12 protein-coding genes are annotated in these 14,618 nt (G+C 59.2%); all 12 read right to left on the bottom strand.

What is annotated here, in order from left to right; translation table 11 throughout:
• Positions 1-98: 98 nt before the first annotated feature.
• Positions 99-1,658 (bottom strand): MFS transporter, encoded by a 1,560-nt coding sequence (locus OIL88_03410; protein ID HJI71418.1) that lies wholly within the window; start codon positions 1,656-1,658, stop codon positions 99-101.
• A 410-nt stretch (positions 1,659-2,068) separates the two neighbouring features.
• Entirely contained in the window at positions 2,069-3,553 is a 1,485-nt protein-coding gene (locus tag OIL88_03405) for an altronate dehydratase family protein (protein ID HJI71417.1), read from the bottom strand.
• Between the two features lie 78 nt (positions 3,554-3,631).
• Entirely contained in the window at positions 3,632-5,146 is a 1,515-nt protein-coding gene (locus tag OIL88_03400; GenBank protein HJI71416.1) for a tagaturonate reductase, read from the bottom strand.
• A gap of 96 nt (positions 5,147-5,242) precedes the next feature.
• Positions 5,243-6,670, bottom strand: coding sequence for a glucuronate isomerase (gene uxaC, locus OIL88_03395; protein HJI71415.1), 1,428 nt, complete (start codon positions 6,668-6,670; stop codon positions 5,243-5,245).
• A gap of 460 nt (positions 6,671-7,130) precedes the next feature.
• Positions 7,131-8,210: a substrate-binding domain-containing protein gene (locus OIL88_03390; GenBank protein ID HJI71414.1), complete on the bottom strand. Its 1,080-nt coding sequence runs from the start codon at positions 8,208-8,210 to the stop codon at positions 7,131-7,133.
• Between the two features lie 144 nt (positions 8,211-8,354).
• A complete protein-coding gene (locus OIL88_03385; protein ID HJI71413.1) occupies positions 8,355-8,555 on the bottom strand; it encodes a hypothetical protein in 201 nt (66 codons plus the stop codon).
• Positions 8,556-8,730: 175 nt separating this feature from the next.
• Positions 8,731-11,058 (bottom strand): ferrous iron transporter B, encoded by a 2,328-nt coding sequence (locus tag OIL88_03380; protein HJI71412.1) that lies wholly within the window; start codon positions 11,056-11,058, stop codon positions 8,731-8,733.
• Positions 11,059-11,181: 123 nt separating this feature from the next.
• Positions 11,182-11,403 carry a ferrous iron transport protein A gene (locus OIL88_03375; protein HJI71411.1) on the bottom strand — a complete coding sequence of 74 codons (222 nt, stop codon included), beginning with the start codon at positions 11,401-11,403 and terminating at the stop codon, positions 11,182-11,184.
• 40 nt (positions 11,404-11,443) lie between these two features.
• On the bottom strand, positions 11,444-11,686 hold the full coding sequence (locus OIL88_03370; GenBank protein HJI71410.1) for a ferrous iron transport protein A: 243 nt from the start codon (positions 11,684-11,686) through the stop codon (positions 11,444-11,446).
• A gap of 188 nt (positions 11,687-11,874) precedes the next feature.
• Positions 11,875-12,123: an HPr family phosphocarrier protein gene (locus OIL88_03365; GenBank protein HJI71409.1), complete on the bottom strand. Its 249-nt coding sequence runs from the start codon at positions 12,121-12,123 to the stop codon at positions 11,875-11,877.
• A 421-nt stretch (positions 12,124-12,544) separates the two neighbouring features.
• On the bottom strand, positions 12,545-14,008 hold the full coding sequence (locus OIL88_03360) for an amino acid permease (GenBank protein HJI71408.1): 1,464 nt from the start codon (positions 14,006-14,008) through the stop codon (positions 12,545-12,547).
• 153 nt (positions 14,009-14,161) lie between these two features.
• Positions 14,162-14,617: a hypothetical protein gene (locus OIL88_03355; protein ID HJI71407.1), complete on the bottom strand. Its 456-nt coding sequence runs from the start codon at positions 14,615-14,617 to the stop codon at positions 14,162-14,164.
• Between the last annotated feature and the right edge of the window lies 1 nt (position 14,618).

The raw sequence follows: 14,618 nt of genomic DNA, 5'->3' as shown, positions 1-14,618 counted from the left end.
TGTAATCAGAAGTTCATACTACTCGTTTTTAAAAAAGGGCCGCACCCGCCGGTTGATCTCCGGTGGCACGGCCCTGTGATGTGGACGATGCGCTTGCCTTACTCGGCGGGGATTACGCTGCCGTCCTGGAAGCCAACGTTGTTGTGAGCGAAGCAGTCCTCGTACTTGAAGCCGGAGAGTTCCTCGCAAAGAGCCTTGACCTCGGGCTGGACGTCGGCCATCTTGCCGCCCTCCTTGACGCGCTTGATCTCGTCGCAGAGGATGTCGCACTGCTCCTTGTCGATCTTGATGCCGCGGGCAAGGATAGCCGCGAGCAGGAAGAAGCCGGCGCAGCCGATAAGCATGTAGCCGCAGATGTACAGAGGCACGGTGGCGGGCTGGGTCACGGCGTCGCTGTTGCCGGCGGTCTGAATGAAGCCGGAGGCAGCAAGGACGATAGCCCATGCGTTGACGGCGATAGCCTGGGCGATCTGCTGGCAGAGCTGCTGAGCGGAGCTGTAGATGCCCTCGCGACGACGCAGGGTGATGAGCTCATCGACATCGGGGATGTAGTTGAGCAGAACATCGGGCAGGTACTGGAAACCAACGTAGAAGAACTTCCAGATGGCGAAGATGATGGGGTAGGCAATCATGGCGATGGCGACCGTGGAGGTGCCGTTAATCTGACCAAAGGCGAAGTAGTTGTAGGCGATGATGCACGCAGCGCAACCGACGTTGGCCAGGTACCAAGACTTGTGGAAGCCCTTCTTGGCCATGAGGGCAACCCAGATGGCGGTGCAGACGATAGCGACGACCTTGCCGGGCATCTCCATCACGGACTCATAGGACTTAGGAATCTGCAGGCAGTAGACGATGAAGAAGGACAGGCACGCAGACCAGCAGGCAGCAGCGAGCTTCGTGGAGACCTGTGCATACAGGACCTTGCGGAAGGACTTATTGCGGAAGGTAGAGACAACGTCGATGAAGAACTTCTTGATACCCTCGCCGACGCTCTCGATCTTCTCCTGAGCCACCTCCTCGGGGGTGTGCTCCCACGTGGACAGGTACACGCACAGCAGCGAGATTGCCATGACCGAAGCGTTGACCGTAGCGATGATGAAGTAGCTGAACGGGTTGGTCTCGCCGAAGGTGCCAAAGCCAAAGCCGACGAGTGCTGCCATCAGGAAGCCGGCGGCGTTACCAAAGAGGTGCTTGTAGCCGGTGAGGTACGTACGCTCCTTGAAGTCGTCGGTCATCTCGATGGTAAGCGGCGACAGGTTGGCGGTGCAGAACGTATACGCGACGTTGTAGATCAGGTACAGCACAAAGTAGTACGGGAAACCAAACGGCGTAGCCACAAAGATGAGCGGCTCGGCGACCATCATCGGGATTGCCAGCAAGATCCAGAAACGGCGGCGGCCAAAGATACGGCCGATCTTGGTAGCGTAAAAGTTATCGGCCACAAAGCCCATGAGCGGGCACAGAATGGCGTTGAGATAGATGGCGAACGAGCTGATCAACGCAGCCTCGCCTGCGGACAGACCGCACTCCGTGGACAGGAACAGCACCATGTAGCTGTGCGTAAAGGTCAGGGCACCAGAGTTGAGCATGCCGCCCATACCAAAGCCCAAGCGCGTCCAGAATGTGATCTTGCGCTTTTTACCGATCTTGTTAGTCATCGAGCTCCCTCTCTTTTCTCGATTGTCTTGGAACAAGACATTGGAGTCCATACCGACGTCTGTCTGCATGCCGTTCAGGGTGAACGTTTAGCTAGATTATGCGCGATTGCTTATAATAGGTGAACGTTCACTTGTATATTATCCTTGAACGGTCGTTTTTTGCCGTTGAACGGGCCTGAAAATGAAAAAATCCCTGCATTTTTGATTATCAAGTCGATTCAGCACCACGCAACAACTAGGTGAACGTTCATTGTTCTCTGGAGATGAGGGAGGTGCCGGGCACCCTTCCCCAAAAAAGCCGTGCACGACAACGCAACGAGAAACGAAAAACGACCCCGCCGAGATTGTCCTCGGCGGGGTCGCCCAGTCTTTGCAGCAGCTTATTCAATCACGCGCTCAACGTGTCATCGCTACAGGCAGACGCCGTCCTTCCAGATGCTGATCTCGTGACAGCCGCGACGCTCGGCGCTGGTAAGCTTGCCGCTCGCCGTGTCCAGCACCAGCTGATACAGATCGCCGGCAGCCTCATCGAGCGTACGCTCGCCCGTAGCCACCACACCGGCGTTAAAGTCCATCCAGTTGGCCTTGTGGTCGCACAGGCGCTGGTTGGTGAACACCTTGAGCGTAGGCGCCGGCGCACCAAACGGCGTGCCGCGGCCGGTCGAGAACAGGATCACGTGGCAGCCGGCAGCCGTCAGGGCCGTGGTGGATACCATGTCGTTGCCCGGACCGCACAGCATGTTCAGACCATGCTTGGTAGCCTGACCGGCGTACGGCAGCACGTCGACGATGGGGGCAGATCCGCCCTTTTGCACGCAGCCGCAGCTCTTGTCCTCGAGCGTGGTAATGCCGCCGTCCTTGTTGCCGGGGCTCGGGTTCTCGTAGACGACCTCGCCGTGGCTGATAAAGTAGTCCTTAAAGCCGTTGAGCATGTCGGCAGCTGCGTTAAAGACGTCCTGGCTCTCACAGCGATCGAGCAGAATGCTCTCCGCGCCAAACATCTCGGGCACCTCGGTGAGCACCGACGTGCCGCCGCGGGCGACAACCATATCGCTCACGCGACCGATCGTGGGGTTGGCGGTAATGCCCGAAAGACCGTCAGAGCCGCCGCACTTAAGGCCAATGACCAGCTCGGAGGCAGGAATGGGCTCACGCTTGGCCTGCTTGGCCAGGTCGGCAAGCTCGGACAGGATCTTGTGACCCTCGACCTGCTCGTCGGCTACATCCTGGCAGGCGAGGAATCGAACGCGCTCGCGATCGAAGTCACCGAGCTCGTCGAGTACCTGCTGGTGCGTGCAGTTTTCGCAACCGAGGGACAGGAACAGCACACCCGCAGCGTTTGCGTGACGCGAGAGCGCCACCAGCAGACGGCGCGTCTGGGCATGGTCGGCACCGGTCTGCGAGCAGCCAAAGGGATGCGGGAAGTAGTAAACGCCCTCCAGCGAGCCCTCGACCAGATCCTGAGCCTGCTCGCACATGGCACGTGCGACCTCGTTGACGCAGCCGACCGTGGGGATGATCCACAGCTCGTTGCGCGTGGCGGCGCGACCGTCAGCGCGGCGGAAGCCCATAAAGGTCTCGGGCTCAACCGGCTCAACGACCGGATGCGTCGGGTTGTAAGCGTACTCGACCTCGCCCGAAAGGTTGGTCTTGACGTTATGCGTATGAAGCCACTGACCGGGCTGGATGTCGCCCGTCACGTGACCGATAGGAAGACCGTACTTGACGACGTCCTCCCCCGCCGCAATGGCACGCACGGCCATCTTGTGGCCCTGCGGAATATCCTCCGCGGCAACGACCTCGCCCACCCCGGGAACCGCGACGGCGGTGCCCTTGGCAAGCGGCGACAGCGCGACGATCACGTTGTCGGCCGGATTGATCTGGATAGTGTTCATTACAAATGGTCCTAACCCTACAGGTTGAGCAGAAGTCAGCGGGCGCCCGCCAGTTGCCCGGCGGACGCACAGAAGGATTTAGGCCTGGGCGTTGGCAAATGCCTGCTTGGCGCCCTCGGCGCGCACAACGGCAAGCGCGTTGACAACAAACTCCTCAAGGCCGGCGATCTGCGTAAGGTCCTCGCCCCACATCTGCTCGTTGCTGAGCACGTCGTGCACCAGCTCGGCATCGTCTGCACCGGCGTGGGCGGCGTAGAAGTCGAGCACGAAGGCATCGTCCTGAGCGGTGTACTCGGTGCCGTCGGCGCGGCGCAGGTGCAGGCCATCGCCCTCGCGAGCAACGAGCTCCTGCGTATAGAAGGCAATGAGCGTAGCGAGGCTCGTCGCCAGGCACTTGGGCAGGCTGCCGGTCTCGGCAACATAGTCCTTGAGCGTGGGCAGGTCGCGAGCGCGCCATTTGGCGGTTGAGTTGAGGCAAATGGAGAGCAGCGCGTGGTCGATAAACGGGTTGTCGAAGCGGTTCTCGACGGCGGCGGCAAAGGCCTTGCAGTCCTCGACATCAAGATCGGCGGCAAGCGTCGGGATGACCTCGTCGTAGAGCATGGTGTTCATGAAGCCGCGAACGGTCTCGTCATGCATGCAATCGCGCACGATGTCAAAGCCGGCAACCCAGGAGCCCGGAACAAAGGCAGTGTGGGCGCCGTTGAGGATGCGGACCTTGCGCTTCTTGTACGGGGTGACATCGGGGGTCACAAAGACGCCCGGCAGGCCGGCCTTCACGAAGGGCAGACGCTCCTTGAGCGACTCATCGCCCTGGATGCCCCACATCTGGAAGGGCTCGCGCACGGCCAGGAAAGGATCCTCGTAGCCCAGGCGCTCGGCCACGGCAGCGGCCTCCTTGGGGTCGCGGATGCGGCCGGGGACGATAGTGTCGACGAGCGTGGTGCAGACAGTGCAGTCGTTGGCCATCCACTGCGCAAACTCGTCCTCCCAGCCCCAGTCGCTCACGTACTGGTTCATGATGCGCAGCAGCTCCTCGCCGTTGTGATCGATGAGTTCGCAGGCGAGCACGATGACGCCCGGCTTGCCGGCGGCCCAGCGGGTGTGGAGCACCTGGGCAAGCTTAGCGGGGAAGCTCGCGGGCGGCATGTCGTCGGCCTTGCAGGACGGATCGTAGGCAATGCCAGCCTCGGTGGTGTTGGAGACGATAATCTCCAAATCGTCGGAGACGGCGACCTCCATCATGGCGCGGTAGTCGTCCTCACGATACGGATTGAGGCAGCGGCTGCAGGCGCTGATCACACGGGACTCGTCGACCGTGTTGCCGTTCTCCTTGCCGCGCACCAGCACGGTGTACAGGTCATCCTGGGCATTGATGCCGTCGGCAAAGCCAAAAGCGCCGCTGATGGGCTGCACCATGACAACCTTGCCGTTCCAGCCGGTTGCCTCGTTGCCCATGTCAAAGAAGCGGTCGACAAAGGCGCGCAGGAAATTGCCCTCGCCAAACTGCAGAACCTTCTCGGGCGCGTCCTTGGGCAGCAGGTAGCCCTTGTAGCCGATCTTCTCGAGCGTCTCGTAGCTGATGTTCTCCATCGATGTCTCTCCTTAGATTGCTGTTAGCGTGCAGGCAAAACGGGGGCGCCGCGTGTGGCAACGGCGCTCCCGAGTTCGGTGTGATTCGATGCGGGTTTAAGCCTCGACGGTATCCAGGTCAAAGCCAAAGTAGCGGACCGCGTTGTTGTAGCTGATGTCGCGCACGATGGTGCCCAGCAGCTCCATGTCGGCCGGATACTTGCCCTGCTCAACCCACTCGCCGATCACGCTGCACAGCACGCGACGGAAGTACTCGTGACGCGGGTAGGACAGGAAGGAGCGGGAGTCGGTAAGCATGCCCACAAAGTTGCCCAGCACGCCCTCGTTTGCCAGGGCCGTGAGCTGCTCGCGCATGCCGACCTCGTTGTCGTTGAACCACCAAGCGGAACCGTTCTGGATCTTGCCGGCAGTCGGGGCCTCCTGGAAGCAGCCCATGACGGTGTCAATCATGGTGTTATCGATGGGGTTCAGGCTGTACAGGATGGTCTTGGGCAGGCCGCAGGTCTCCTGGATGGAGTTGAGGAAATCGGCGAGCTGGTCAGACGGCGTGTAGTTGGAGATGCAGTCGTAACCGGTATCGGGGCCGAGCTTGGCAAACATGGCGCGGTTGTTGTCGCGCTTGCAGCCAAAGTGCAGCTGCATGGCCCAGCCCAGACGGACATACTCGCCGGCAACGAACTGCATAAAGGCAGTCTTGTACTTGAGGATCTCTTCCTCGGTAAGCGGCTCAGCAGCCAGACCCTTGGCAAAGATGGCCTCGATCTCATCGGCGGTAGCCGGGACGTACATAACGTAATCGAGTGCGTGGTCGGAGGCGCGGCAGCCCAGCTCGTGAGCAACGTCGTAGCGCTTGGAGATGGCAGACTTCATGCCCTCGAAGTCGCTGACCTCAACGCCGGCAACCTCGGAGAGGTGCTTGCAGTAGTCGGCAAACTCCTGACCGCGCTCGATACGCAGAGCGGCGTCGGGACGCATGGCGGGAACGACCTGAACGTCAAAACTGTCATCGGCAGCAATCTTCTTGTGCCACTCAAAGCTGTCGGCGGGGTCGTCGGTAGTGCAGATCATGCGGACGTTGGACTGCTTGATTAGGTTGCGGCAGGTAAAGCTGGCCTCGGCGAGCTTGGCGTTGGCAAGGTCCCAGACCTCCTGGGCGGTCTTGCCGTTGAGGACGCCCTCGTAGCCAAAGTAGCGCTTAAGCTCCAGGTGGCTCCACTCAAAGACGGGGTTGCCAACGCAGCGACCCAGGGTCTCGGCCCACTTTTGGAACTTCTCGCGAGCAGGGGCATCGCCAGTGATAAAACGCTCGTCGACGCCGTTGGCGCGCATCAGGCGCCACTTGTAGTGGTCGCCGCCCAGCCAAACCTCGGTGATGTTCTCGAAACGCTTGTCCTCCCAGATCTCCTTGGGCGAAATGTGGCAGTGGTAGTCGACGATGGGCATGCCCTTGGCAAAGTTGTGGAACAGCTCCTCGCCGGTCTTGGTGCTCAGCAGGAAATCCTGATCGTCCATAAAGTTTTTCATCAAACAGCCCCTTTGCTGGCAAGGCGGGCGCACGGCGCGCTCGTTATCCTTTAGGTGAACGTTCACTATACTAATCCATTGCAACTCAAAAGGTGAACGTTCACCTAACCACCATGGGGTGAACGGTAGGTTTTGCCCGTTCAACGGTTGCCGGAGCTGTGACTTGCATGTATTGCGGACCGGTTGGCGTCCCCGAACACCGAACTTGAGCGCTTTTGCTCAGGTGGGTCATGTTCCGACGTGCATTTTTGGGAGTATTCAGCATCGAAGCGCGCCGCGCGCCGTCCTCGGCGCCCCGTTTGGTGCGCATATTGCGTCCGATCGGCATAAAAAGTGCCGCCGACGGCGAAATACGCCACCGGCGGCACTTAAAACAGTCGTTCTGCGCCTCATTCAGGGCATGCCAATGCTGAATACTCCCAAAAATGCACGTCGCAAGAGGGGGCACCTGCCCGATCGACTAAATTCCCGCAAGTTCGCAGTAGCGATCGACATTGCTGGCAAATACCATCTCGACGGCGCCCTTCTGGACGGGCACCGTCGGGGTCCTTCCCCACAGCAGATAATCGCCCAGCGTCTTAGCGCCGCGATACGCCAGGCTCGTCGGGTCCTTATAGACAATATTGGTAAAGATACCGCGGCGCAAGGCCAGGGCGCTTTCGGGAAACAGGTCGTTGCCGATCACCATAACCTGACCGGCCTTGCCGCTCGAGACAAGCGCATCGGCAACCACTTCGGAACCAACGGCAAAAACGCTACAAATGAGCTCAGGGGCGTCCGGCGCACTCAAGCGCTTTTCGAGCTCATGCTTGAGCTGTTTGACTTGCGCATGGGCACCGGCAAGGTCCTCGACCTGCCATGGAATATCTCGTTCGCGCAGGTAATTGTGGAAGGCACGGGCGGTTAGATAGTGTGAATCGGTATAGGGGTCGCCCGCTAGCAGGAGCACGCGGGCATCGACACCAGCGGCGTGAACCAAGTTGACCGCCTGCTCGGCCATCAGGCTGCCCGCCGTTGAATAATCAGCCAGACTGGCGCCCAGACGGTCGAGGTGCGGACGGTCGCCGTCGACGAGCTCGATCGTCACGCCCGCCTCGGCAATCTGCCCCAAAAGCTCAGTTGCACGATCGTCGCCCGGCGCATAGGCGAGCAAGCCATCGATCTTCTCGCCCACCTGCAAACGCTCGTCGATTTGCTCGAGCGCATCAGCGTAGCCACCCACGCCAAATTCAACACGCTCAACCGTAATGCCCCGGTCGATGACCTCCTGCTCAAAGCGGTTGCAGCCTTCCCACAGGTAACGGAAAAAGTACGCTCCCTCGCGCGATGCGCGGGGCAGGCAAAACACCAGGTTGATATCCTTGCGGCGCAGGCTCGAGGCACTCGTATTGCGATGGTAACCCATGGCCTCGGCCTTAGCATTCACCTTGGAGCGCACGGATTCGCTCACGCCGGCCTTACCCGTCAGGGCCTTGTGCACGGTATTGATGGAAACGCCAAGCTCGGCGGCTATGTCCTTCATGGTTACGCGAGCGCTCATGGGGATACTCCGTTATAGATAAGTTGCCAATTAACAGTACAGGTAACGATACCCCAAAATCACTCTACAACTCGCCGCGCTCGCCCCCAAATGTGCAAAGCGCCCCGCGAACGGATGCTCGCGAGGCGCTTGGATGCCTAGACCTTATTTAATACCGCGGCCCAGGTCTTCGGCGATTTTGTCCACGCCCTTAAGTGCGGCGCACGTCTTTTTGTTGGAGCAATGCCCCGTGCAAACGCCACCCTGAGCGCAGTCGGCGCAGGTGCCCTTGCGGTAGATGCGCACGCACACGGCAACAAACGTAATACCGATAACAGCCAGTACAACAATATCGATAGGTGCCATAGCAAGCCTCCTCTAGTTAACCACCACTTACTTTACCCCATTCTCCACCCACAAAAAAGGGACGGGCTTATTTTGATCAGTTTTATCTGCGGAAACGCCACATCTCCCCCACCAAAAAGCCCGAGTGTCGCTGGGACACCCGGGCTCGTGGAAAGGGGTTAATCCTTATTCGGACTTAAGCGGAAACTGCAGCAGAAGCGGTGTTGGTCTCGTCCTCGTCGGTCCAAGCGTGCTTGGGCATGGGACGGAAGATCTGGAAGAGCATCGCAACCAGCAGCACGATGGCCACAACCGTCCAGATACCAAACTGCCCAAGGACAAGCAGGTTATAGAACTGGTTGATGAACAGGCCGATGACCCAAGCGAAAGCGCACTCGTAGCCGATGGCAATAGCGGTCCACTTGCCGGAGTCCATCTGGTTGCGGATGGTGCCAATGGCGGCAAAGCACGGAGCGCACAGCAGGTTGAACGCGCCAAAGGCAACGCAAGCGCCCATGGTGGGGAACATGCCGGCAAACGCGGTCCACAGGCTCGGGTCGGTCTCGCCCGCGTCGGCGACGGACAGCAGCGAGCCGGCGGTGGCGACGACGTTCTCCTTGGCGACGAGGCCAGAGACGGTCAGTGCGGTTGCCTGCCAGGTGCTAAAGCCGAGCGGGGCGAAGATCCAAGCGACCAGGTTGCCCAGCATGGCGAGCACGGAGTAGTCCATGAACTCCTCGGGGATGCCGTCCATCGCAGGCAGGAAGCCAAAGGAGCCGTTGTAGCTACCAAAGTTGGAGAGGAACCAAACCACGACGGTGGACGCGAAGATGACCGTGCCGGCCTTCTTGATAAAGGCCCAGCAGCGCTCCCACACGTGCAGCGCCCAAGAGCGGATCGCCGGGAAGTGGTAGGCAGGAAGCTCCATAACGAACGGCGTCGGGCGGCCGGCGAAGAGCTTCGTCTTCTTGAGCATGAGGCCCGAGGCGATGACGGCAAAGACGCCCAGGAAGTAGAAGAGCGGGCTGATCCACGCCGCGGTGGTGGAAGAATCGCCGATGATGGAACCCATGAGCAGGGCGATGATCGGCAGCTTAGCGCCACAGGGAATGAACGTGGTGGTCATGACCGTCATACGGCGGTCCTTCTCGTTCTCGATGGTCTTGGTGGCCATGACGCCGGGGACGCCGCAGCCCGAGGACACGAGCATGGGGATGAAGGACTTACCGGACAGGCCAAAGCGGCGGAACACGCGGTCCATGATGAAGGCGACGCGGGCCATGTAGCCGCAGTCCTCCAAGAAAGACAGCATCACGAACAGCAGGAACATCTGCGGCACAAAGCCAAAGATGGCACCCAGGCCGCCAACGATACCGTCGCAGACCAGCGAATCGACCAGGCCACCGTCCTCGGTGCCGCCCGCCACAAGGGCGTCGTGCACCACGGTGGTGATACCCGGGACATAGGGGCCGTACTGTGCCGGGTCGACCGAGTCGGCATTGTCGCCCGCAGCCTCGACGGCCGCGTCGTAGGCGTCGCGGCCCTGACCGAGCACGTACCAACCGTCGGTGCCGAAGAGCTGGTCGTTGGTGAAGTCGGTCACCGTGCCGCCCAAGGTAGAAACGGCGATGTAGTACACGCAGAACATGATGACCACAAAGATCGGCAGGCCCAGGATACGGTTGGTAACCACGCGGTCGATCTTCTCGGAGGTGCTCATCTTTGCCGGAGCCTTGGCGAGGCACTCGTCAATGATGTGGGCAATCACGCCGTAACGCTCGCCGGTGATGATGGACTCGGCATCGTCGTCGCAGTCCTGCTCGCACTGGGCGACCAGCTGCTCCACGCGAGCGGCCTTCTCCTTAGTGAGGTTGATGAGCTTGCAGGCGTCCGCGTCGCGCTCAAACAGTTTGACCGCGTAGTAGCGACGCTTGTTGGCGGGAACGCTCGCCGGCAGGTTGTTCTCGATGTGGTCCAGAACGTCCTCGATGGAGGAATCGAACTTGTGCTCCGGCACCTGGCCCTTAGAAGCAGCGGACTTCTTGACCTGCTCGAAGAGCTCCTTGATGCCCTTGTTCTTAAGAGCCGAGATCATCATGACCGGACAACCGAGCTTCTTGGAGAGCTTGTCTGTGTCGATCTTATCGCCGTTCTTCTCGACCAGGTCGGCCATGTTGAGGGCAACGACCACGGGCAGGCCGGTCTCGATAACCTGAAGCGCCAGGTACAGGTTGCGCTCGAGGTTGGTGGCGTCGACCACCTGGACGACAACATCGGGCTCGCCGCTCATGAGGTAATCGCGCGAGCATTGCTCCTCGGGGCTGTAGGGGGAAAGCGAGTAGATGCCAGGGAGGTCCGTGATGGTAACGTTCTTGTCGCTTAGGAGCTTGGCTTCCTTTTTCTCAACCGTGACGCCGGGCCAGTTGCCAACGTAGCCGTTGGCGCCGGTGATCAGGTTGAAAAGCGTGGTCTTGCCGCAGTTGGGGTTACCCGCCAGCGCGACATGGATCTGAGAATCCGCCATTCAATCCTTCTTCCTTGTGTGCCTGCACTGCTTTCTCCGCGCAGGCTGGATAATGTGCTTCAAAGATGCTGCATTAAGTTAGAAAAACCTAACTTTATCTGCAGAAATATACGTCGCAAGCCCTTACTGGACCTCGACGACGGCCGCCTCCTCCTTGCGGATGGAAAGCTCGTAGCCGCGCACGTTGATCTCGACCGGATCACCGAGCGGCGCGACCTTCACGACCTTGAACGAAGTGCCCTTGATGAGCCCCAGGTCCATAAGGTGGCGGCGAAGCGCACCCTCACCGTGAAGCTTGACGATGGTGGAGCTCTCGCCCACCTTAACGTCACCCAACGTCTTCATTTACTTGTCCCCCTTTCAGTGCGTACAGAAATGCCGTCGACTAACCGACAGTCATGATGTGCATGGCAACCTTGGAATCGATGCCAAAGCGTGCGCCCAGCACCGTGACGATGATATTGGCGCCACTCGAGCTCACCACGTGGATTTCGTTGCCCTCGACAAAGCCGAGGTCCTTGAGGTGGTGCTTCATGTCCTCATTGCCCTTTACACGAGACACGCGCACGGTTTCGCCCGCTTTTACCATCGAAAGCGGCATGGCCGGCATCTGCGGTCCGCAAGACATGAGTTGCTCCTAACGTCAGTTCGTCCTCAACATCGACGCGTAAAAAGTTAACCACGTCTATGTTCGCTATAGTAAACTAGCACGTGGTTAACTTTTTGGAAAGGGTCCCCATTCAGATTTCGAAAAAGTTTCCTATACGAAACAAAAAGGCGCGGCAAAGGACCATCCTTTACCGCGCCCTATCATGCTTAGAGCGAGAGATTTCTGATCGATGTAACGCAGGAAGCCTCATCCACACCCGAAACGCGGAACACGATGTCCTCGCCACATTCGCCACAGAGTGCCATGAGCCCTATAACGTCGCGACCGTCGGTATGGCGGTCGCCGATGCTGACCGACACGCCGCTACGATGCTTGGCAATAATGTCATAGAGCAACGCAACCGGGCGGGCATGCAGTCCCAACGGATCTTTAATCGTCTTTGTAAACTCGACCATGTCCCCTCCCACGACATCGCACATTCGGCCGGCAAACACAGCCACGTGGTAGTTATTGTAGCGTTAGATGCTTGTCGAGAGCTCCTCTGAACACCTCGTGGGCAAAAAGTGGCAAATATGAGTACTGTCACCAATTTAGTAGCAGCAAAATCGAGAGCCATTTGCCTACTTTGAGCGATTTGAAGAGGTTAAATGCCGTCAAACGCCCTTTAAAGGGGGTTAGATAAATTGATTATGAGCCCATTTTCGCTCAGAACAGGCCAAAAAATATGACACCTCTTTTGCAACAGTACTCATATTTGGCATTTTTTGAACACGGGGTCCAAAACCATGCCCCAAAACACAAAAGAAGGGGCCTCGTAAGGCCCCTCCTTAGGAAAGGGAATCGATTTATTCCACAGCCGTAGATTAATCCTAGCCGCTACTCCATCATGTCGAGGACGGAGGGGCGAAGCTCGTTCTCGGCGGCCTCGGGATCGGTCTCGCGCAGGCGGTTAATGTAGCGGTTGTACCACATCACGGCAAGGCCCAGGAAGACAACCACGCCGCCAACGTTGTAGACCAGCGTCAGCCACAGAGGCTGATCGAGCGGAATGGTGCCGCAGATAAGCACGAAGCAGAAGACCACAAGCAGGAATGCAGCAATGACCAGGCCAAAGGTACGCGAACCCATGCGGAAGCCACGGGGAGCAGCGTCGAAGTTCTTACGCAGCATAAAGTAGGCAAGCAGGATCAGCAGCGGCGGGAGCAGAGCGGTGGCAGCCGTCATGTTGGTGACAATCATGAGCAGGTCGTCGAGGTTACCAGAGCCCAGGGCCGGGATGATCAGGATGGGGACGACGATGGCGAACTGCAGCCAAGCGGCGCGGGCAGGAATGCCATGCTCGTTGAGCTCGACGATCTCGCTACCAAAGACGCCCTTGGGGATCTCGGTGAAGAACACCTTGATGGGAGCGGAGGTCCACATCATGAGGGAGCCCAGCGTAGCGGCGAGAAGGATCAGGCCGATGACGCGCGTAGACACTTCCATGGGAATGCCAAAGTGGGCAAAGACAGCGCCGAACACGTCGAAGATGCCGGTGGAGATGGCAACGCCGCCCTCGGGGATGAACAGGTTAACCAGCAGCGAAGCGCCTGCATACAGAAGGCCGATGGTCAGGCCGGCGATAACGACGGTGCGCACGAAGGCCTTGACGCCACCCTTAAGGTCGTTAAGGAACACGCCGACAGACTCAGCGCCGCCAACGCCCTGGATGATCCAGGCAAGCGTACCGAAGAAGCCCCACATAGTGGCGAAGTTGCTCATGTCGGGAGCCATGTTGGCGGGCGTGGGAGCCGTAGCGAACTCAACGCCGCCAAAGGCAGCAGCCAGGGACAGCAGGATGAACACGGCAGTCAGGCCGAGAGCCGCGGTCGAACCGAAGGAGGAAATAGAGCCGATCCACTTAGCGCCCTTGGTCGAAACCCACGTGGCGATAGCAAAGACGACGATCTCGATAATGGTGATCCACAGCTGCGAAAGCTCGGCATTGGCACCAAAGAACACGTAGCTCGCGTAGATGATGACGTTGGGCAGGACGGACGCAAAGTAGAACAGGTTAACGAACCAGTAGCTAAATGCCGTCAGAAACGCCCAGCGGCCGCCCATCGAGGTCTTAACCCATGCGTACACACCCGACTCGGAGTCCTTGTTAAGGCCGACGAACTCGGCGGTAACCAGGGTATAGGGGACAAAGTACAAAAGCGTGGCGAAGAAGAACGACGGCGCAGCTGCCAAGCCGATGGCCGCGTTGTTGTTGATGATGTTCTTGATACCGAACACGGCGGCAACCGTCATGCCCAGCAGAGCGAACGAACCGATCGTTCCTCGTTTTTCAGAGCTCATAAGCCCTCCCAATCATCTATTAAATGTCATCTAAACCCGTCCGAGCTGCAAGTGCAAACACGGACGGCGCACCTGCTAAGGGGAATGGGGAAAAGGGAGTCAACAAAGCCATCCCCCTTAACGGCGCGAAGCAAACGTCCAAACGGACGAATACTACTTGTTGGGGAAGGAATAACCTTCGACCGTCACGTGCAATACCACGACGCGGGAATCCGCGGCATTGGCCACGACACGGTAGGCCTCGTCAATTTCGACGACGGCAACGCCGCCGGCGGGAATCGTCACGGTCTCCCCCGCACCCTCAAAGCGCTCGCGATCATCGATATCGCTGTAAGCGCGGGCGCAGGTGAGGCCTGCCTTGGGGGCAACCTCGACGGTCAGGGCGCCGTCGAGCGGAGCGAGCACGGCATGGTAGCGACGGTGACCGACCAGATCGGCAGTAGCCGCCTCGTGGGCGTTCACCCACCAATACACCAGCGAGTCGCCGATAGAGTACGCCACGTCGTGCTGCAGGTCGGCAACACCATCGAGCGCCTGACCGGTGCGCATCCACTTCTTGACGGACTTCATCTGAGCATCGAAGTCGGCACGCGAGTTAAAGACATGCATG

The sequence above is a fragment of the Coriobacteriaceae bacterium genome, assembly GCA_025992855.1.
Taxonomy (GTDB): domain Bacteria; phylum Actinomycetota; class Coriobacteriia; order Coriobacteriales; family Coriobacteriaceae; genus Collinsella.
The sequence above is the reverse complement of the archived record's forward strand: the minus strand, read 5'-3'. Positions and strand labels throughout refer to the sequence as shown.

What these genes read in the sequence shown, in the direction of transcription:
- OIL88_03410 (HJI71418.1), bottom strand. Translation starts at nt 1,658, where the DNA reads ATGACTAACAAGATCGGTAAAAAGCGCAAGATCACATTCTGGACGCGC.
- OIL88_03405 (HJI71417.1), bottom strand. Translation starts at nt 3,553, where the DNA reads ATGAACACTATCCAGATCAATCCGGCCGACAACGTGATCGTCGCGCTG.
- OIL88_03400 (HJI71416.1), bottom strand. Translation starts at nt 5,146, where the DNA reads ATGGAGAACATCAGCTACGAGACGCTCGAGAAGATCGGCTACAAGGGC.
- uxaC (HJI71415.1), bottom strand. Translation starts at nt 6,670, where the DNA reads ATGAAAAACTTTATGGACGATCAGGATTTCCTGCTGAGCACCAAGACC.
- OIL88_03390 (HJI71414.1), bottom strand. Translation starts at nt 8,210, where the DNA reads ATGAGCGCTCGCGTAACCATGAAGGACATAGCCGCCGAGCTTGGCGTT.
- OIL88_03385 (HJI71413.1), bottom strand. Translation starts at nt 8,555, where the DNA reads ATGGCACCTATCGATATTGTTGTACTGGCTGTTATCGGTATTACGTTT.
- OIL88_03380 (HJI71412.1), bottom strand. Translation starts at nt 11,058, where the DNA reads ATGGCGGATTCTCAGATCCATGTCGCGCTGGCGGGTAACCCCAACTGC.
- OIL88_03375 (HJI71411.1), bottom strand. Translation starts at nt 11,403, where the DNA reads ATGAAGACGTTGGGTGACGTTAAGGTGGGCGAGAGCTCCACCATCGTC.
- OIL88_03370 (HJI71410.1), bottom strand. Translation starts at nt 11,686, where the DNA reads ATGTCTTGCGGACCGCAGATGCCGGCCATGCCGCTTTCGATGGTAAAA.
- OIL88_03365 (HJI71409.1), bottom strand. Translation starts at nt 12,123, where the DNA reads ATGGTCGAGTTTACAAAGACGATTAAAGATCCGTTGGGACTGCATGCC.
- OIL88_03360 (HJI71408.1), bottom strand. Translation starts at nt 14,008, where the DNA reads ATGAGCTCTGAAAAACGAGGAACGATCGGTTCGTTCGCTCTGCTGGGC.
- OIL88_03355 (HJI71407.1), bottom strand. Translation starts at nt 14,617, where the DNA reads ATGCATGTCTTTAACTCGCGTGCCGACTTCGATGCTCAGATGAAGTCC.